Below are 18,171 nucleotides of genomic sequence, written 5' to 3' on the forward strand. Positions count from 1 at the left end.
CTTATCGATCTTCGTCGTGCTCTTCACTTTCTAGATATTCATCTTCTTGCTCGTCAGCAGCGTCACGTTTTGTACGTTGTGCTGGCGTGGCTAGAATTTCAAGGTAGAACTCAGTCCACTCTTTGCTTTCAGCAAAGCTGATTTTTTCATTGATTTGAGCAACATGAATCTCTTCAGCCAAGGCTTCGGTTTGACCAAAGCGGCAATCAAATCCCCAAAAGTCAGCGTATTCTGGCAATTTTTTATTGCGCTCTCTTTTTAAATATTTTTTAACTTCGTTTTTCGTTGCTTCGATTAGGCGTGGGTATTTGATGGTTGGGTGAGATAACTTAAAGGTCTTTTTCATTGGGATCCTAAAGGATTAAAGATCAGGAGCTGAGGTTATCATGCTCCCATTGCAGAGCATGATAACGGATCGCCTTATTTGTCGCCATGAATTAGTCGTTAAAATACACAGCTGCTGGCAATCCACCAGCCACATATCAGACAGTTTTACTTTAATTACCCGTTATTCAGCTTGATAAGCCATCAATAAACGATGAATAAAAGCCAACTTATCACGTACCGCTGGAACCAAGATAAAAGGATACAAATCCGGTTGCCCCATGCCACGGTTTAGGTTGTTTACTGCAAAAGTTAGCGGCACATATTGCGCAAGAATCTCATCGAAATTATCGTGTCGATAAGGATCAATATTCACCATTACAGCGAGATTTTGTCGATTTGAACCAACAGGCTGCAGACTCAAACCAAGATCACTGGCCATTTCCAGGGTATCGACAATATGCAGGTAATGCGCCCAAGTTTCTGCCCAATCTTCCCAAGCATGTGAAGACGCATACACACTCACGAAAGACTGCTGCCAATCTGGGTTTGGCGTTTTGTAATGAGCCTCTAACGCATCGGCGTAACTGGCACGATCATCGCCAAAAAGAGCCCTAAAATCGGCTAAAACCTGTTCATCATCAAAAACCAGCTGATCCCAATAATAATGACCAATTTCATGGCGAAAATGACCTATAACGGTTCGATAAGACTCTTTCATGTCCTCGCGCATTTGCTCACGATCAACCGAATTGCCCTCTGCAGCGTTAATAGTCACTTGTCCAGAAGCATGGCCTGTCATGGCGCTCACATCTTCTGGCACCACGTTATTTTCAGAAATAAAATCAAACGACAAACCATCTTCTGGCTCCGTTTTTTTGCTGATCAAAGGCAAGCCAAGACGCAATATAGAATACACCAACCGGTGCTTAGCAAATTCTAACTGCTGCCACGCCTGACGCTCCTCTATTTTACCTAAATTAGGAATATGGCGATTCAATTCACACGCAACACAAAACGTACTTCCACCCTCTTCTACCAACCAGTTACACACTTGGTGCTGATGGTTCTCACAGTAATACCAACGCTTTGCAGGAATGGATTTATCAGCCATCGCATACCAAGCATTATCAACTGTCTTTAACGCGCTAATCACCAATTGATCTGGCAAAAAACCTAATGATGAAGAACATTGCTCGCAATGAGTGTTCTCAAATAACACCGTCTGTCCACATTGCTGGCAGCTGAAAATTTTCATAGTGCTCCTGCTATTAAAAGACTGTCTATAATTGCGTCCCGCTAGGATCATAGTTTACAGTACGGAAAAACGCCTACCTCTTTATTTGCGCGTATGGATGTTCTTTCCGTTAATCTAGCCATTGAGACAACACATTGCTGAAGAAAAATAACAAAAGCTTCACCACCATTTCAGATGTGGCAAAATACGCCAAAGTGGGTAAGACCAGTGTTTCACGTTACCTTAACGGGGAACAAGACAAATTATCAGAAGAGTTGCGAGAAAAAATCGCGCAAGCCATTGCTCATCTTGATTTTCGTCCTAACCATTCGGCTCGCATGCTCAGAGCTGGACACTCAAAACTGATCGGATTATTACTCGCAGATGTGACCAACCCTTATTCTATCGATGTGTTACAAGGAATAGAGCACGTTTGTCGCCGTGAAGGCTACATGCTGATGGTATGTAATACAGATAACAAAAAAGACTTACAAGACAGTTATTTATCCTTGCTCGAAGCCCACCGAGTCGATGGCATCATCGTCAACACGGCTGGCATGGCACAAAAACAAGTCAGCAACTTAAAGCGCATTTCCTGTCCTTTGGTATTGGTTGATAGGATCAATACTTCCCTCGGCTTCGATACGATCGGACTCGACAACGAAGCCGCAGCAAAAGAGGCTTGCGAACACCTACAAGCCCAAACTTATGAATCTATTTTAGTGGTTACCGAATCCATCGCAATTGATCCTCGCCAAGCAAGGGTCGACGCCATTCAAGCTTTCGCCAAAGAAAACGACAACATAACCTGCGATGTCATTGAAATCGAAAAGATGAGCGTCAGCTTATTAGTCAAGGTCATTACAGACTTCATCGCCGCTCACCCAAAGCGCAAAAAAGCCATCTTCACCACCAACGGTGTTGCCATGATGAGTACAGCGAAAGCCTTGAAGCAGCTAGACATTCGCATCGGCACGCAAATTGGTTTAATCAGCATAGACGACCCAGAATGGGCACAACTATTCGAAGGCGGCATAACAGTCATGCGCCAGCCAACGCAACTCATAGGTCAAACCGCTTGCGAGCGATTGCTTGCTAGAGTTCAAGGTAACAACGAAGCCCCACAACACATCAAACTCAAAGCTGAGCTCATTGTTCGTCATTCCACTTAACGCTTTCACAAAACAGTCTTTAGACAAAATCAAATTGAACAAAAAATAGCCATAAAATTCTTTAAAAGCGATTGGCGAAGGCTATTCATGGAATCGATTCCATGATATCGTCTTTTGCCTAAAGTGTGATCACCATAATCATAAAAATCGATCCATAATGGAGTTACCATGAAAAAACTATTTACTCTGCTAACCGCTGCTGCCATTTCTCTCGCTGGATGCAGTGATGATTCAACCAAATCTGACACGATTAAAATCGTTGCTGCCCACAACCAAACCAACCTTTCTAGCCCATACCAAACAGGCATGCTGAAACTGAAAGAAGTCGCTGATAAATCAGGCCTTTTCAATGTAGAAGTACACGCAGGAACCATTGGCACCAATGAAAATGAATTGGTTGAAAAACTAGTACTTGGCGGCGCGGACATGGTTCTCGTTTCACCTGGCTTTATGACGTCATCAGGTATTGAAGAAGTAGACCTGTTCTCTTTGTTGTACTTGTTTAACGATTACAGCCATTGGGAAAAAGTGGTTGATGGCAAAGTAGGTAAAGATATTGCCGACATCATCTATACCAAATCAGGTGAAAAGTATCGTGTGGCCGCTTATTGGACCGCTGGTGTACGCCACTGGTATGGCAAGCAACCGGTTAATAGCTTTGCAGACGCAAAAGGCATGAAAATCCGTACCCAAACATCCGGTGTGGTATCTCAATACTGGAAAGAAATCGGCGCAGTTCCAACCTCTGTAGCTTGGGCTGAACTTTACCAAGCACTATCAAGCAATGTGGTTGATGCGGCCGAAAACGCTTATCCCTACTTCGTTCCAATGGAGCACCACAAAACAGCAAATGGCAAATACATTTCTGAAACCGGTCACGACTACACCACTCGTCTATTGCTAGTGCGAAATTCAGTCTGGGAAAGCTTCAATGATGAACAGCGCGCAGCCTTCAACCAAGCAGTGAAAGAAGCGACTCAAGCGGAACGCCAAGCGTTATACAGTGAAGAATCGACTTACAAGCAAAAAGCCATTGATGATGGTGCCATCGTTAATACGTTAGACCGCACTCCTTTCATTGAAAAAGCACGCTCTATCCAAGATCAGTGGGCGGCGAAAAATGGTATGACAGAGGTTCTTGAAACCATCCGTCAGACTAAATAACGCTCTCTGCTAGCCTAGCTCCGAGGACGCCTCGGAGCATCAAGGATATATGGTATGAAAATACTGACTAATTTTATTGCTCGACTCCAAATCAGTTTAGGCGTTTTGCTACTGGTGATTTTCCTCGCCGCGACCTTGATTCAAGTAGTTACTCGCTACCTAGGTATTTCGGTGTTATGGACGGAAGAAATCGCCGTGAATTCTTTTATCTGGGCCATGTTCCTTGGCACAGCAGTCATGGTAAAAGAAAACAAACACTTTGGTTTTGACGTTCTCACACATTATTTCCAAGGCGATAAGCGCTCGGTTTTAGTAATCATTCAGAATCTTATCATGTTGATTTTCTGTTTATTCTGCTCGCTATACAGCGTTGAAATCACTCAAGCATTTTGGAACTCGCGCTGGATCAGTATCCCTGAATTTCGACAAGGCTATGTATGGCTCATTATGCCAATCACCTTTATTAGCTCCAGTGTTTATCTGGTGGATAACATCTACAACGAAGCAAAAACATTATCTTGCTTCAAGGGGGCTTCATGGAACTCGCGCTAATCACCTTACTGTTTGTTGGTCTTATTATTCTTGGGATACCCATTGCCTTCTCTATCGGCATCGCGTCTTTAGTGGGTATCGGCACCATGACTGGCGCGCCAACGACCATGATCCCAATGAAGATGTTCTACGGCCTGAACTCTTATGTGTTGCTCGCTGTGCCACTCTTTGTACTAACAGCCAACATCATGAACAGCGGCCAGATATCTCATCGACTTATCAACTTTTCTATCGCCTTAGTCGGTCGTAAACCGGGCGGACTTGGTCACGCAAACGTGTTGGTATCTATGTTGTTTGCTGGTGTAAGCGGATCGTCTACCGCCGATACTGCTGGCGTAGGTAAAATCCTCATACCTAACATGATAAACAAAGGCTACAGTCGCGAAATGTCAGTTGGAGTTACCGCGGCTTCTTCTACCATTGGAGGCATTATTCCACCTAGTATTACGATGGTAATTTATGGCGGATTAACCAACACCTCTGTTGGACAATTGTTTATCGGCGGCATGGTTCCCGGAATTCTGATCGGACTTGGAATGATGTTTGTCATTAGTATTATTGCCAAACGTGACAACTTACCAAAAGCAGAAAAAATCAGTCGTACGGAATTTATAGCATTAACAAAAGATGCCATTCCAGCAATGATCACGCCTCTTATCATTATTGGCGGTATTGTTTTTGGTGTCTTCACTCCAACAGAAGCGGCCGCTTTCTCCGCCGTTTATGCTTACTTCGTCAGCGCGTTTTACTATAAATCCATCAGCCTAAAAGATTTGCCAAAGATTTTTACCGAAACATTAAAACTAAGCTGTTTATCACTCTTCGCTTTAGCTGCGGCCTCAGCTCTCGGGGAGTTTCTCGGCTATTACCAAATCAACGCGATGGTATCGGGATTTTTCAGTGGAATGGGCAGCAATGAATACTTATTCCTATTCATTATTGTGGCCTTCTTTCTATTTGTCGGTACCTTCATGGATGCCATTCCTGCCATGGTGCTGTTTGTGCCTGTTGTTTACCCTGTAGCACTTACATTAGGGGTCGACCCTGTTCAGCTTGGCATAGTCGTTATCATCACTTTATCCATTGGTTTAATTACACCGCCTTATGGTTTGTGTTTGTTAATAGCAAGCGCCATCGGTGAACTGTCCATAGACAAGTCATTCAAAGCGGTTATGCCATATATTTCTGTCATTATACTAGTACTGGTTGCCGTTATATTTATGCCATTTATGTTATTGATCTAAGAGAAAATCAAGAAGGAATCATCCATTATGGAAACAAAACAAACACACTCTTTTGTCACTCTTGGTGAAGCCATGGCCATGTTTGTGGCCAACACACCTGGCCAACTTGCTGACATAGAAGAATTCCATCGCTCTTTAGCTGGGGCGGAAGTTAACGTTGCTATTGGTATGGCACGTTTAGGTTTTGAAGCCAGCTACATTAGCAAAGTCGGTAAAGACAGTTTTGGTCAATTTATTCGCCAAGCGATCAGCAAAGAGAACATTCGTACGGACTGGATTTCTGAAAGTACCAATCACGCCACTGGCTTTATGCTGAAATCCAATGTCACCGATGGCAGCGATCCTAAAGTAGAGTACTTCCGTCGTAACTCTGCTGCGTCAACATTAAGCACTACTGACATCGACAACACCTTATTCAAAGCGGGCGCACATTTGCATCTTACTGGCATCTCTGCAGCCGTATCAGTATCGATGCGAGACGCAGCGAAACACGCGTTAGAACTCGCCAAAAAACAAGGCTGCAGCGTTTCATTTGATACCAACTTGCGCCCTTCCCTATGGCCTGATCAAGCAACCATGGTCGCCACTATTAATGAGTTTGCCTTTGCCAGTGACATCGTTCTACCAGGCATAGAAGAAGGCAAAATCCTCGCGGGTAGCGACCAACCTGAAGTGATTGCGGACTTTTATCTCCAGCATGGCGTCAAAACGGTTATCGTCAAACTCGGTAGCAAAGGCGCATACTTTAAAACCAGTAATGGTGAATCTGGCACCGTCGCTGGCTTTCCTGTAGCAAAAGTGGTCGATACGGTTGGTGCGGGAGATAGCTTTGCCGTTGGCGTGATATCTGCGTTGCTTGAAGGAAAAGCAATGGAACAAGCCGCTCGCCGGGGCAATCTGCTAGGCTCTTTAACTGTGCAAGTTCGTGGCGACAGCGAAGGCTTGCCAACTAGAGCCATACTGAGACAGTTAGAACAGGAGTCATAAAATGAAGAAAAAAGTCATTTTATACCGAGACATTCCAGCAGCAGAGCGCCAGCGACTCGATGATCAATTTAATGTCATCTTCTTTAATGGCATCAATGAAGATAACAAAGCTGCTTTTATCGCCGCTCTTGCTGACGCGGAAGGCTTAATTGGAACCAGCACCAAAATGAGCTCAGAGCTATTGAGCCTTGCACCCAAGCTAAAAGCCGCATCAACAATTTCCGTCGGCACAGATCTATATGATTTAAATTATCTCACCGAACGTGGCATTCCCTTAATGCATACACCAGGCGTACTAAACGAAACTACCGCCGACACCATGTTTACTCTAATAATGTGCACAGCTAGACGCGCTGTTGAACTATCGAACATGGTGCGAGAAGGTCGCTGGACTAGTAACATAGGCGAAGCACTTTACGGTACCGATGTGCACGGTAAAACCCTTGGCATTATTGGTATGGGCCGCATTGGTTATGCCATTGCCAAACGCGGACATTTTGGTTTTGATATGAAGATTCAGTACAGCAACCGAAGCCGCAAACTAGACGCCGAACAAGATCTAAACGCTACTTACATGAACTTGGAAGAACTGCTGAAAACATCCGACTTCGTCTGTGTGATGACGCCGCTAACCGCGGAAACCGAACGTTTGATTGGTGCAAAAGAATTCGCCATGATGAAGAAAAGCGCCATTTTCATTAATGGTTCCCGCGGTAAAGTGATTGACGAAGCGGCTCTTGTCGACGCCTTAAGCAATGGCACTATTCGCGCGGCGGGTTTAGATGTCTTTGAAGTCGAACCGCTACCAGGCGACTCACCGCTTTGTAAACTAGATAACGCTGTACTGTTTCCCCATATTGGCTCGGCAACAGCAGAAACACGCCTTGCTATGATTACTTGCGCTGTGGACAACCTGATCAATGCACTTAATGGGGATGTATCACAAAACTGCGCCAATCAACATTTGTTAAACAGATAGCCTTTTGGCTATCTGTTCTCTACTTCGATATTAGTCTGCTCGCTTCTTTTAGTAACAATATATTGATCCAAATCAGCTGTCATAAAATTGCTAATGCTACTCTTTTACTTATGGAAGCCGTTATGGAAACCACTAAAGTCGAGAGGGATAGCATGTCTAAATCACCTGTTTTTAAAAACGAAAAAAATAACCTTTATTTGCCATTTATGAGCAGCTTCTACAATGCGTTTGCTCAACCATTTGGTTGGGTACTGTTCCGTATTGTTATCGGCGGAATGCTTGTTGTTGAGGGCTGGCCAAAGATCATAGCTCCCTTTGCTCAAGTCGGCTTTGTTGAAAACTTAGGCTTCTATCCAGGTTGGCTTTGGTCACCAATGTTGGCGGGGATGCAATTTTTTGGCGGTATGTTCATTGCGGTGGGTTTACTAACTCGACCAATCGCTCTGGCAAATGCTGTCATGTTAGCCATTACATTATGGTTCCATTTCGCTCATCCTTATGGCGATGCTTTATTAACTCAAGCAGGCATCGATGTCATAAATGCCGGTAGTGATTTTTTTACTCCAAATGGTATAAAACGCTTAGCGGATGGCGGCGGTGCTTTTCTTACTTCAGTACAACTAAAAGCAGAACTGGCCTCTATCTTCTGGACTGCTGGTGCATTTTTAATCGCTGCGTTCGGTGGGGCTCATTTTTCACTAGATCGTCTACTTAAAAAACAGTTCTAACGTTTTATGCCATTTAAAAAAGGAAGAGATTTACGCCATCTCTTCCTTTCATTAATTCTTATTCTATCTTTCTAAATAAAAACTACAGTACAACCATTTTGGCTTTTAGTTCAGAAAAGCCTAGCTCATCTAAGCTATTGGATACATGATTAAAGAACGCCGATTTTTTATCTCCTTCCTCGCACTGATGTAACATCACTAAAGTACGATTAACCACCGTTATCAAGTTCTCCTTAAATACCTCGATTATGGATTTACTCAATGTCATATCCGTATCAAGCGCGCGGACCAAAAGGTCGTATTTATTCAACCAACGTTCTACATACGGTTTACAAAGGTCCCAACGTTCAGCATCAATGAGAAGCTCATCCAGTGAAGAAAATACCATCGCAGCCAATGGCTTGTCGGTTTGAGAATAGCGCTCGAATGTTGAAATAACATCATCGCAATCTAGCGCTCGGCAAATGGAGACATAATCGCGGAAATAATCAAGGCTCTTTGTTTCTTCGAACAAGCTTAGCGCTTTGACTCTCCTCACTTCTAAATGTATTTTGGCCTCTGGCAGTTTCTCTCCGAGAGCTGCCCATTCAGACAAACAATAAGATGCACGAACACCACTTAATGAAACATCTTCAGCTAAGGCATGATCAAAAAAATACTCATACTGAGCCAACGCTTCTGGGTATTTTTCACTTTTAGCTGATTCTCTTGCTTGAATAAAAACATCCCAAATATTACCACTCATTTGATTTCCTTATTTTTAGATTCAAATTTTTTTATTTAAATCTATTACTGCTTAATCTTATTACCAATTCGACTAAACTCTTTTGAAAGCCAAATATAGGTGACTATACCAATCACATCAGATTCAGGAACAGTGCCCCAATAACGGCTGTCGTTACTATTGTCTCGCCAATCACCCAACACAAATACTTGGCCTTCTGGCACAACTCTTTCTGGCATAGAAATAGAGACATCACTGCGCCTGAAACTCTCATCAACTGAAGCAGCAAATTCAGGCTTACCGTTTAACATAACTTGACCATCTTTAATCGAGACCTTGTCATTCCCTAAGGCAACGATTCTCTTCGTAAATAACACTTGTCTATTATTGGGATAAGGCAATACCACCACATCGCCAACATTTAAAGACTGATCTTGTGTGTCAACGGCAATGTAATCACCAGGCTGAAGCGTCGGCATCATAGAGCGAGAGGGGACGTTATAGAGTTCGAAGCCCAACCAAGAGCCACGATAAGACATCAGAGTTTGACCAAGCGCTAGTACTAAAGCACAAATAGCCAGATACCAATACCAACGGTTATAAGGTTTCAATTCGTAGGCTTTATTAGCTAAAGCGAGTCGCACAGCACTGAACATGGCGTACAAATACAGGCACAGCAAAAATAGAATCAAAAGCCAAATGCCATAAGCTGTCGATAGCCAACCAAGCTTTCCAAATACAAAAAGTCCACTGATTTGCAGAAAAAACAGCCATAAACCTTTTTTAAGATCGCCTGCGTACACATGACCAAAGCCCGGCGATAGGATTGATAATGGTAATGCCACAATAGGCTTTCTTTTCTTAATCACGTATTGATTCCCTTCAATTATTACTGTTTGCCTGCAATCAACTTAACTGCGTATCATAAACCCACACGAAACCGAGAAAAACGCGCAGCATCAATGATAGACCAGAGATGAAATACCGCTCCAATCAACCACATGAAAAATAAAATAACGGTCGCGCCCAAGGCATAACTCACAGCAGTTGCCACAAAAAAGAACAATGCCATAAAGATTCGGCCTTGGACCAATTGACCTAATCCAGGAATAAAAACATTACAAAGTGCAGCAATTACATTGCCGCCAGAACCTTGACCAGACATAAGAGCTCCCATCATAAAACCACTAAAAAATTAAGAATAAGGACAAAACAGATAAATGAAAAGCACCTTCTATAAACGACCTTTTAAAAATATTCTTTCTTATCCTGATACGCCTGCTTTATATGCTCTATTAATAACCTCAGTTTTTCTGGCAGGTATTTAGTAAAAGAATAAATGGCGTAAACCCCCAGTCGGCGCGGTTGATAATCCGTCAAGATGACGATGAGCTTACCTTGCAGCAAATCTTCATACACACAACAGCGCGGCACATAGACGATTCCAAAACCAGCCAAGGCGGCCTTGCGTAATGCTTGAGCGTTATTCGTAGCGAAACTACCGCTGATGCGCACACTTTCTTCAATGTTGTTTCGAGTAAAGCGCCAATCAAACGAGCCTTGCGCTTGGTAGGTGTAAGCTAAGCAATTATGATCTTTCAGTGCTTCTAAGCTGCTGACGTCACCATGACGCTCGATGTAACTTGGCGAGCAACAGACTATCCAATTTGATTGAATCAAAGGCTTGGCAATTAGGCTTGAATCTTCCAACTTACCGGTCCGAATCGCCAGATCCAATCCTTCGCCAACCAGATCCACAAAGTCATTTTCAAGGCGCATGTCCACGGTGATATTCGGGTATTTTTGACAAAACTCCGCCACCGCTTCAGCCAATAACAATTCCCCAGAAATCGTCGGCACGGACATCTTTATCGTGCCTGTGAGACCTTGACTAAAAGCGGATACCGAGGCGATGGCATCGCTCACTTGGCCTTCTATATTCTTGGCGTGAACGTATAAGCTCTCCCCTGCTTCGGTAAGGCTGAGCCGTCTTGTCGTTCGATGAATCAACTGCGCGCCGAGATCTTGTTCAAGCTTACTAATGCGCTTACTTAAGGCTGGTGTCGACAGTCCTACTTGTTGTGCCGCTTTATTAAAAGACCCTGCATCCGCTACATTCACAAACAGTGTTAAATCGGCTGCGTTCAATGTTGTATCCTTTTCTATTAAGGCGTTTTTAGAAAGAGTTTATTAGTTTATGTCGTATTTATTATAAATAGAACACAGTCTATAGTGAATGAACAAAATAAAAGGAGCAGAATTCATGCGTCTCAAAGACTGCCACAACTTCCAAGACTTTCGCACTCTAGCCAAAAAACGCCTACCAAGCCCGATCTTCAATTACATTGATGGTGGTGCCGACGACGAGACAACTTACCGCCGCAACACAGCCGCATTTGAAACCTGTGACCTAGTGCCCAGTGTCCTGACTGGCGTGAAAGACGTAGATTTATCCGTCACCGTGATGGGACAAAAACTCGCCCTGCCCATCTACTGTTCGCCGACTGCTTTGCAGCGATTATTCCATCATGATGGCGAAAGAGCCGTTGCCAATGCCGCCGAAAAATACGGCACCATGTTTGGCGTATCGTCCCTTGGCACAGTCAGCATGGAAGAAATTGCTAAGCAAACCACCACGCCGCAGGTCTATCAGTTTTACTTCCATAAAGACCGTGAACTTAACCGTGCCATGATGCAAAGAGCCAAAGACGCCGGCGTACAAGTGATGATGCTGACGGTCGATTCCATTACTGGCGGCAACCGAGAACGCGACCTTCGCACCGGCTTCGCCATTCCTTTTAAATTAAACCTAAAAGGCATGCTGCAATTTGTTCTCAAACCCATGTGGGGCATTAACTACGTGACCCACGAAAAATTCCGTTTGCCGCAGTTGGAGGAACACATCGACATGGGTTCTGGCGCGACCTCGATTGGCGACTATTTTACCAACATGCTCGACCCATCGATGAACTGGGATGACGTGGCGGAAATGGTAAAATTCTGGGATGGAGAGTTCTGCTTAAAAGGCATAATGAGCCGAGAAGACGCTCGAAAAGCGGTAGAAATTGGCTGCACTGGCGTGATCATTTCCAACCATGGCGGACGCCAGCTTGACGGCTCACGCAGCTCCTTTGACCAACTAGCGGAAATCGTCGATGAAGTGGGCGACGAGATCGATGTCATCTTTGACAGCGGCGTACAGCGCGGCACCCACGTGCTCAAAGCCTTATCCCTCGGCGCCAAAGCCGTCGGCATCGGCCGCATGTACTTGTATCCACTCGCTGCCGCTGGGCAACCTGGCGTCGAACGCGCACTCGGACTGATGAAAGCCGAACTCGAACGAGACATGAAACTCATGGGCAAAACATCAATTGATCAACTCAATAGAGAGAACCTGCGGTTTAGGTCTTAAAGCTAACAGTACCCTCCCCTTTTGTCTTCCAAGGGGAGGGTTAGGGAGGGGTTAATTTGTATTGATAGCACCTAAAACCCCTAAACTTTTCTTCGCGTCCTCAAGTGAAATCGTATTACCGTCACGAGCTTCTTCCAAACCTTGATAAACAGCACGAAGAAAACCAAGTTCTTCTGCGGCTTTTTCATACTCTTCTAAGCTCTGAACAACGGCAACGCCACGACCTCGGCTTGTTAACAAGATAGGCCTGTGTGTTTCTTGCGTCCTGCTAACCACTTTCCCAGGATTTATCTTGAGATCAGAAAGAGGCACCACATCTTCGGAAAATTTCATTTGCATCGCCATGCTTGAACATTGAAACTTATGGTGACGGAAAAAAATCACAAAATAAAGCATCTGCTAAAGGAATTTCTATGTTGAGAAGACTTGCATCGTGGTGGAGAGAAGACACAGATAACGATAACCCAAACCTTAGCCAGCTCAAGCTCTTTAAACTTGCTTATCTACTGCCTACTCTTACATTCGCTATTTTTTCTGGACTGATTTTTCATGCAGAGCAGCTCTGGACTTATGATGTTTGCTTTAGATCAGCATGTATATTTAACACATATGAAATCTTTAAAGTTCCCGTATGGCTACTTGCTTTGTCGTTGCCTCTTACAGGGCTAGTAGCGGCCCATCATAGATCTGTTCAAACAGCGGCACAGATAACTCAAACTGACTCAAAGAACTCATTTGAAAACTGTATCAAACATAGAGAATTTTTTTTTACTTCTTAGTAGAATTAGAAAAAAAATATCAAATTGAATTTTATGAAAAAGGACAGTTGTACCAAAAAATATTTCCTAGAAACGATTATGTAAATTTTCAATACTATGCCCAATACGATGATTTTTTTATGTGCTTCTTGAATAAAATAAGAGTTTTAAACCAAGATTTAACCACAACAGAAAATAAAGAAGGAATGATTTTCAGATTATACTACTTTATAAATGAAACAATTAATTTATTAAGCTTTAAAGAGAATAATTGTATTTCTTTTGAAGAAGGTCTTGGTGACTTCCATGAAAAAAACAATCTACTTTTAAAAAATTTCAGCGACTTCATCATAGTATCAAACAAAATAATCAATGACCTATTTATTTTCTCATTACCCACACCATCTAGATATATTTATTTATCTACACTAGAAAGATATACAGAAACACCCGAGTTTTTGTCAACCTTAGAAATAATAGATAATTACCACCATAGCAATATAGAAAGTAAAGACCCTCCATTTTAATAGTCGCCACATAACATTAACAAATACTAAACATCAAGATTGCAGAGAGTCGTCGTCACGACTATTTAGCGAGGAAGAAACATGAGTGATTTAAAACAGTATTTAGCAGACCGCAAAGCCATCGATAAGGATTTTGCTGAAGGTTACGAGGAAGGTTATCAAGCCTTTAAATTTGGTGTATTGCTCAAAGAAGCACGAAAAAGTGCAGGGTTAACACAAGATGAGTTAGCGTTAAAACTACACACCCAAAAAAGCGCCATCTCTCGTATTGAAAACCACTCTGATGATGTAAAGCTATCGACTCTTGAACGTTTCGCTACTGCTCTGGGTAAAAAACTAGAAATCCGTTTGGTGTGATTTTTCCATTTACAAAACTATAGAAAACCACCCGCAACGCCTCATGAAGTGTTCACGACAGTGTCGGAGTAAGGCGTTGATAGTGGTTTGACACTACAACTCCACCACCAAGTCGCGCCATTGCTGACGATAAAGATTAAGCAAAGGTCTTATGTTTGCATCACACAGGGCGAGACTGAGGCGGCCTTTTAGTTTTAGGCTTTTGTTAGACAGCAAGGCTGCGCCGCCAGACGTACCGGTAACATCACGAGAGGCGTAGATTTCGTTTTCAGCACTTTACCCAATATTAGATGCTCATGTAGAATTCACTTAAGTATAGCCAAGTTTGCAGGGTAGCAGCCAAACTCATAAAAACTAACACCTTGTAAATATGATGGTACTGTTAGTATGCGAATCTAAATGGGGCCTTATCATAACAACAACTTGCCGCTAGTTAGTAATTATAAATGGAGTATTAGAATGGCTGAGATATTAAAGGACATATTGATTTCTACTGGTGATATTGATCGATATTTCGAAAAGTCCCCTGTGAATCTATGGAGAGCTAAAAGAGTCTCTGATCAAGGGACAGTGTTTGGTCTTGTAGAACAAGATAAAATTCTTTCAAATGGTCAACCGCGGCCTGCAGACATATCTATTTCCCTTAAGGCTGGAATTAAATGGGTATCGTGTCGCCCCACACCAAGAGGAATAAGTACCTTTGATAAACCAAACACCTTCAAAGGTAAGTCATGGGAATATTATAAAATTCCTCAAGGAACTGTGCTTCCTCACGGGTTGGCTATCGTGAAAGACAGACTTAACTCACGCTTGGGAGCAACACATTATACGATAGCACCCGCTTTCGATATGCCACTATCTCAATTCAAAAACCGACTTAACCAACTTGCTGCTCTTATGGCAAAAGAGGCTGTATGAAACTTGAAATATCCGAGCAATATTTGATGCTCTTAGTATCCGCGTTAAATGACTCAATAACATATAACGAAAAATTCTTATCGAGTGAAACTATTGAAGACGTTGCAGATTATGAAGAACATTTACTTTGCTTAGAAAACTGTCAAGGCTGGCTTGAAGAGGAATACACTAAAATTGCTAAAGAAAACCAAAGTCTTCTTCCTTACAACAGGCTGGTAAGAAAAAAATAATGTATATCATCGCCTTAACTGAGTAACTAAAATAAAAATTCTGACTGCGTGCATTAGCAGTAAATCTATAATCCAATAAGTATTAAAGTTTCAAACCTGATACTTATTGGATTTTTCGAAAGAGACATCCCCTCATAACTCTCCCACTAAATCCCGCCATTGCTGACGATACAGGTTCAGCAGTGGTTTTATTTGTGCGTCACACAAAGCAAGGCTGAGGCGGCCTTTTAGTTTTAGGCTTTTGTTAGAAAGCAATGCAGCACCGCCGGAGGTGCCGGTAACATCACGAGAGGCGTAGATTTCATTTTGGTTGCGCATACAAGCCAATAAGGTGAGAAAATTGATGTTATTGCTAAACGCGCCTTCGACAATCACGGTGTCGCTGTTGTCCATCAGATCCAGACAATAATCCGTCATCAAAGCCACGTACACATCCGCCAAAGCAGACTGCTGAGCAGGCGTTAATTCAATGCCTCGGTCAATAATACGCCCTTCGCAGTGGGCAAATGGCCCGCCGCCTTTGGCAAAGGCAGGAATAGCCAAAATACCGTTTTCTAAAATGAAGTTCACATCGCTTAAGGTCGCTTTGCTGAGGCTGCGCAGTTGCTCCCACTCGCGTCCGCCCATGAAACGAATCGTCGGGGTAGCGCGGCCAAGAGCGTCCACATTGGCAAGCATGTCTTTGTCTTCGTGTAATGAATCCAGCTTGCCATTGATGGTGGCGATAACTGTCCAAGTGCCGCTAGACACTACGGTGAGTTTTTCCATCGGCTGACCGATGTAAGGCACTAACGAGGCGTTGGAGTCATGGATGCCATTGAAAATAACACAACTCGTAGGCAAGCCAATTTCTTTGGCTAAGTCAGGCAAGATGGTACCAAGCTTGGCGCCCGTCTCTATGACTTCAGGAAAGCGCTCCGCCCATTTTTGTTGTTCACAAAAAGTAGAAAACTGACAGCTGGTCGGATTCCACAGATCGGTATGACAACCTAACGAGGTGACTTCAGCGGCTTTATTTCCACTGAGTTTATAGCCCCAATATTGCGGATACAAGAGTAACGAATCGACTGTTGCAAACTCATCTGCAAAGCGTTTTTGCTGCCAGAACAATTGCGCACCTAAGTTCAAGCCTTGGGGCAATCTCGGACTAAAAGACTCACTAAAATCTGGGCGTGCAGCGTCGTATTCTTCTTTTAACTCAGACACACCATCGTATTCATAATCCAGAACCGGCAAGGCAAGTTGGTCGCCCTTCATACAGGCAATGGTTGCCCCATGTGTCGTAATCGCAATGCTGGCAATAAAGTAGCGCTGGGCTAAATCGGCCAGGGTGTCCTTGATCCATTGCCATATTGAATCCACATCCACATGTGGATATGGCGGCACGTCAACCACGCCATTAACACGCTTTTCAATATGCAATAACGCGCCAGTTTGCCCGTCCATTAGGCAGATCTTAATGTTGGTTTTACCAATATCTAAAACCGCCACCACGCGCGTTTTATCAGGCTGCAACACATTAAAACGAAACACTTCTTGCAACGCATCGGCGACAGGTTCAAACGATGGGGTTTTGGTTTCCATAATGTCCGCCATGTATTCCCACCAACGCTGCATCACTGGATGATCCGCTAAGGCTTGTGAATCCAGATCGTCTGCGTCGAAAGTGGCATACAATCGGTTTTCGTTTCGATCACTCTCATTAGCATCCAAGTGAATATAATAATTACGGATGCCATGTTGCTTAAGATGCTCCGCCAATTCTGGCCAAAGTTCATCATGACGTTTTTTGTATTCTTCTTCACAGCCTTTGTGTAAATACATCACTGAGGCATATCTCATAACGCTTTTGCCTCTTTTCGTTTTAGGGAAGTTTTATACATAGTAATCAGTACGGGTAAGCTCACAACAGTGATTAACATCACGCCAACGATAATCGTCATGACGATGCCTGGAATATTTAACAGCCCCATACCAAAGGTGACCAAGCCCATTAGAATCACCGCCAACACCACGCCAGCAATGGTTCCGCTGCCACCAAGGATGCTCACGCCCCCTAGAACCACCATGGTAATAATGCTGAGTTCCCAACCCATGGCGATACTTGGGCGCGTGCTGCCCAAACGTGAAGTAAGCAGAATAGAGGCAACACCAGACATCACACCAACCAAGGTAAACAGGATCAAACGATGCTTATCCACCTTGATCCCCGAATAATAAGACGCCGTCGGATTATTACCAATCGCATAGGTGTAACGGCCAAACGTAGTGCGATGCAGCAACCAATAAAACACCAAAGCAAAGAAGGCAAACAACACCAGCTCAAACGAGAATACCCAATAAACATACCCCTGCCCAAAGAACTCAAAGCCATCTGGATAGTCACGTACAACTTGGTCGCCCAACAAGATATAACTGATACCACGAAATAAACTCATGGTACCGATTGTCACCACAATGGAGGGAATCTTGAAACGCGTCACCAAGACGCCATTAAACAGACCACAAGCCGCCCCCGCCAAAATACCAACAAATGCGACCGCATAAACGGGTGCGCCCATTTGTGCGACTAACCCCATCAAGGTACTGGAAAGCGAAATAATCGCCGCCACAGAAATATCAATTTCTTTGGCGATAATCAGCATTGCCATCGGCAAAGCGATTAAGGCTTTTTCGGTAAAGTTAAAGGTCGCATCCGATAGATTCCAAGGGTCTAAAAAGTAAGGGGATAAATAAGAATTCATCACGCAGACTAAAAAGACGATTAAGACCAAAAAACTTTCCCAGCGCAGCAAGCCCTGTAGTTTGCTGGTAAACATTGAATCCGGCGTTGCTGATTTTTTTATTGTTGTATCCAT

At 43.5% G+C, this 18,171-nt stretch carries 22 protein-coding genes; 13 read left to right on the top strand and 9 right to left on the bottom strand.

Going from position 1 to position 18,171, the window contains the following annotated elements; translation table 11 throughout:
- Nucleotide 1: 1 nt before the first annotated feature.
- Together CYL31_RS17270 and CYL31_RS17275 are read right to left on the bottom strand one after the other, a co-directional pair.
- Nucleotides 2-346, bottom strand: coding sequence for a DUF6172 family protein (locus CYL31_RS17270; RefSeq protein ID WP_212916386.1), 345 nt, complete (start codon nucleotides 344-346; stop codon nucleotides 2-4).
- 162 nt (nucleotides 347-508) lie between these two features.
- Nucleotides 509-1,582: a zinc-binding metallopeptidase family protein gene (locus CYL31_RS17275; RefSeq protein ID WP_212916387.1), complete on the bottom strand. Its 1,074-nt coding sequence runs from the start codon at nucleotides 1,580-1,582 to the stop codon at nucleotides 509-511.
- 134 nt (nucleotides 1,583-1,716) lie between these two features.
- Between CYL31_RS17275 and CYL31_RS17280 the strand changes: the two genes are divergently transcribed.
- From CYL31_RS17280 to CYL31_RS17310, 7 genes are all read left to right on the top strand, one after another.
- A complete protein-coding gene (locus CYL31_RS17280) occupies nucleotides 1,717-2,733 on the top strand; it encodes a LacI family DNA-binding transcriptional regulator (protein WP_212916388.1) in 1,017 nt (338 codons plus the stop codon).
- A 168-nt stretch (nucleotides 2,734-2,901) separates the two neighbouring features.
- Nucleotides 2,902-3,897, top strand: a complete 996-nt coding sequence (locus CYL31_RS17285) for a TRAP transporter substrate-binding protein (RefSeq protein WP_212916389.1) — start codon at nucleotides 2,902-2,904, stop codon at nucleotides 3,895-3,897.
- A 54-nt stretch (nucleotides 3,898-3,951) separates the two neighbouring features.
- Entirely contained in the window at nucleotides 3,952-4,449 is a 498-nt protein-coding gene (locus CYL31_RS17290; RefSeq protein ID WP_072840685.1) for a TRAP transporter small permease, read from the top strand.
- Nucleotides 4,434-5,693, top strand: a complete 1,260-nt coding sequence (locus tag CYL31_RS17295) for a TRAP transporter large permease (RefSeq protein ID WP_212916390.1) — start codon at nucleotides 4,434-4,436, stop codon at nucleotides 5,691-5,693. The genes CYL31_RS17290 and CYL31_RS17295 overlap by 16 nt, the downstream gene beginning before the upstream one ends.
- Before the next feature lie 27 nt (nucleotides 5,694-5,720).
- The gene (locus CYL31_RS17300; protein WP_212916391.1) at nucleotides 5,721-6,680 is read left to right on the top strand and encodes a sugar kinase; all 960 of its coding nucleotides are present in this window, start codon (nucleotides 5,721-5,723) and stop codon (nucleotides 6,678-6,680) included.
- A gap of 1 nt (nucleotide 6,681) precedes the next feature.
- Nucleotides 6,682-7,659, top strand: coding sequence for a 2-hydroxyacid dehydrogenase (locus CYL31_RS17305; RefSeq protein ID WP_212916392.1), 978 nt, complete (start codon nucleotides 6,682-6,684; stop codon nucleotides 7,657-7,659).
- A 122-nt stretch (nucleotides 7,660-7,781) separates the two neighbouring features.
- Nucleotides 7,782-8,387, top strand: coding sequence for a DoxX family protein (locus CYL31_RS17310; RefSeq protein WP_249411621.1), 606 nt, complete (start codon nucleotides 7,782-7,784; stop codon nucleotides 8,385-8,387).
- Between the two features lie 82 nt (nucleotides 8,388-8,469).
- Here CYL31_RS17310 and CYL31_RS17315 read toward each other — a convergent pair whose 3' ends face one another.
- From CYL31_RS17315 to CYL31_RS17330, 4 genes are all read right to left on the bottom strand, one after another.
- The gene (locus CYL31_RS17315) at nucleotides 8,470-9,132 is read right to left on the bottom strand and encodes a hypothetical protein (protein ID WP_212916393.1); all 663 of its coding nucleotides are present in this window, start codon (nucleotides 9,130-9,132) and stop codon (nucleotides 8,470-8,472) included.
- Between the two features lie 44 nt (nucleotides 9,133-9,176).
- Nucleotides 9,177-9,980 carry a signal peptidase I gene (gene lepB, locus CYL31_RS17320; RefSeq protein WP_212916394.1) on the bottom strand — a complete coding sequence of 268 codons (804 nt, stop codon included), beginning with the start codon at nucleotides 9,978-9,980 and terminating at the stop codon, nucleotides 9,177-9,179.
- Between the two features lie 53 nt (nucleotides 9,981-10,033).
- A complete protein-coding gene (locus tag CYL31_RS17325; protein ID WP_212916395.1) occupies nucleotides 10,034-10,276 on the bottom strand; it encodes a hypothetical protein in 243 nt (80 codons plus the stop codon).
- Nucleotides 10,277-10,359: 83 nt separating this feature from the next.
- A complete protein-coding gene (locus CYL31_RS17330) occupies nucleotides 10,360-11,259 on the bottom strand; it encodes a LysR family transcriptional regulator (RefSeq protein ID WP_212916396.1) in 900 nt (299 codons plus the stop codon).
- A 115-nt stretch (nucleotides 11,260-11,374) separates the two neighbouring features.
- Here CYL31_RS17330 and CYL31_RS17335 point away from each other — a divergent pair, with 115 nt between their 5' ends.
- Entirely contained in the window at nucleotides 11,375-12,523 is a 1,149-nt protein-coding gene (locus CYL31_RS17335) for an alpha-hydroxy acid oxidase (protein WP_212916397.1), read from the top strand.
- A 51-nt stretch (nucleotides 12,524-12,574) separates the two neighbouring features.
- Here CYL31_RS17335 and CYL31_RS17340 read toward each other — a convergent pair whose 3' ends face one another.
- Complete coding sequence (locus tag CYL31_RS17340; protein WP_249411622.1) at nucleotides 12,575-12,856, bottom strand: type II toxin-antitoxin system Phd/YefM family antitoxin; 282 nt, start codon at nucleotides 12,854-12,856, stop codon at nucleotides 12,575-12,577.
- A gap of 14 nt (nucleotides 12,857-12,870) precedes the next feature.
- Here CYL31_RS17340 and CYL31_RS17345 point away from each other — a divergent pair, with 14 nt between their 5' ends.
- From CYL31_RS17345 to CYL31_RS17365, 5 genes are all read left to right on the top strand, one after another.
- On the top strand, nucleotides 12,871-13,302 hold the full coding sequence (locus CYL31_RS17345; RefSeq protein WP_212916399.1) for a hypothetical protein: 432 nt from the start codon (nucleotides 12,871-12,873) through the stop codon (nucleotides 13,300-13,302).
- A 128-nt stretch (nucleotides 13,303-13,430) separates the two neighbouring features.
- Nucleotides 13,431-13,808, top strand: a complete 378-nt coding sequence (locus tag CYL31_RS17350; protein ID WP_212916400.1) for a hypothetical protein — start codon at nucleotides 13,431-13,433, stop codon at nucleotides 13,806-13,808.
- A gap of 81 nt (nucleotides 13,809-13,889) precedes the next feature.
- Nucleotides 13,890-14,165 carry a helix-turn-helix domain-containing protein gene (locus tag CYL31_RS17355; protein WP_212916401.1) on the top strand — a complete coding sequence of 92 codons (276 nt, stop codon included), beginning with the start codon at nucleotides 13,890-13,892 and terminating at the stop codon, nucleotides 14,163-14,165.
- Between the two features lie 459 nt (nucleotides 14,166-14,624).
- On the top strand, nucleotides 14,625-15,083 hold the full coding sequence (locus CYL31_RS17360; RefSeq protein ID WP_212916402.1) for a Tse2 family ADP-ribosyltransferase toxin: 459 nt from the start codon (nucleotides 14,625-14,627) through the stop codon (nucleotides 15,081-15,083).
- On the top strand, nucleotides 15,080-15,313 hold the full coding sequence (locus CYL31_RS17365) for a hypothetical protein (RefSeq protein WP_212916403.1): 234 nt from the start codon (nucleotides 15,080-15,082) through the stop codon (nucleotides 15,311-15,313). Before CYL31_RS17360 ends, CYL31_RS17365 begins: the two co-directional genes overlap by 4 nt.
- 132 nt (nucleotides 15,314-15,445) lie before the next feature.
- Here the strand turns inward: CYL31_RS17365 and CYL31_RS17370 are convergent, their stop codons facing one another.
- Nucleotides 15,446-17,155, bottom strand: a complete 1,710-nt coding sequence (locus CYL31_RS17370) for an L-rhamnose mutarotase (protein ID WP_212916404.1) — start codon at nucleotides 17,153-17,155, stop codon at nucleotides 15,446-15,448.
- A complete protein-coding gene (locus CYL31_RS17375; protein ID WP_205113485.1) occupies nucleotides 17,152-18,171 on the bottom strand; it encodes an ABC transporter permease in 1,020 nt (339 codons plus the stop codon). Before CYL31_RS17375 ends, CYL31_RS17370 begins: the two co-directional genes overlap by 4 nt.

The organism is Marinomonas sp. A3A (assembly GCF_018336955.1).
GTDB lineage: Bacteria > Pseudomonadota > Gammaproteobacteria > Pseudomonadales > Marinomonadaceae > Marinomonas > Marinomonas lutimaris.

Coding starts and splice junctions, on each gene's coding strand:
- CYL31_RS17365 (WP_212916403.1), top strand. CDS start 15,080: ATGAAACTTGAAATATCCGAGCAATATTTGATGCTCTTAGTATCCGCG.
- CYL31_RS17355 (WP_212916401.1), top strand. CDS start 13,890: ATGAGTGATTTAAAACAGTATTTAGCAGACCGCAAAGCCATCGATAAG.
- CYL31_RS17295 (WP_212916390.1), top strand. CDS start 4,434: ATGGAACTCGCGCTAATCACCTTACTGTTTGTTGGTCTTATTATTCTT.
- CYL31_RS17340 (WP_249411622.1), bottom strand. CDS start 12,856: ATGAAATTTTCCGAAGATGTGGTGCCTCTTTCTGATCTCAAGATAAAT.
- CYL31_RS17270 (WP_212916386.1), bottom strand. CDS start 346: ATGAAAAAGACCTTTAAGTTATCTCACCCAACCATCAAATACCCACGC.
- CYL31_RS17305 (WP_212916392.1), top strand. CDS start 6,682: ATGAAGAAAAAAGTCATTTTATACCGAGACATTCCAGCAGCAGAGCGC.
- CYL31_RS17360 (WP_212916402.1), top strand. CDS start 14,625: ATGGCTGAGATATTAAAGGACATATTGATTTCTACTGGTGATATTGAT.
- CYL31_RS17285 (WP_212916389.1), top strand. CDS start 2,902: ATGAAAAAACTATTTACTCTGCTAACCGCTGCTGCCATTTCTCTCGCT.
- CYL31_RS17325 (WP_212916395.1), bottom strand. CDS start 10,276: ATGTCTGGTCAAGGTTCTGGCGGCAATGTAATTGCTGCACTTTGTAAT.
- CYL31_RS17375 (WP_205113485.1), bottom strand. CDS start 18,171: ATGGATACAACAATAAAAAAATCAGCAACGCCGGATTCAATGTTTACC.
- CYL31_RS17315 (WP_212916393.1), bottom strand. CDS start 9,132: ATGAGTGGTAATATTTGGGATGTTTTTATTCAAGCAAGAGAATCAGCT.
- CYL31_RS17310 (WP_249411621.1), top strand. CDS start 7,782: ATGGAAACCACTAAAGTCGAGAGGGATAGCATGTCTAAATCACCTGTT.
- CYL31_RS17370 (WP_212916404.1), bottom strand. CDS start 17,155: ATGAGATATGCCTCAGTGATGTATTTACACAAAGGCTGTGAAGAAGAA.
- CYL31_RS17290 (WP_072840685.1), top strand. CDS start 3,952: ATGAAAATACTGACTAATTTTATTGCTCGACTCCAAATCAGTTTAGGC.
- CYL31_RS17300 (WP_212916391.1), top strand. CDS start 5,721: ATGGAAACAAAACAAACACACTCTTTTGTCACTCTTGGTGAAGCCATG.
- CYL31_RS17335 (WP_212916397.1), top strand. CDS start 11,375: ATGCGTCTCAAAGACTGCCACAACTTCCAAGACTTTCGCACTCTAGCC.
- CYL31_RS17275 (WP_212916387.1), bottom strand. CDS start 1,582: ATGAAAATTTTCAGCTGCCAGCAATGTGGACAGACGGTGTTATTTGAG.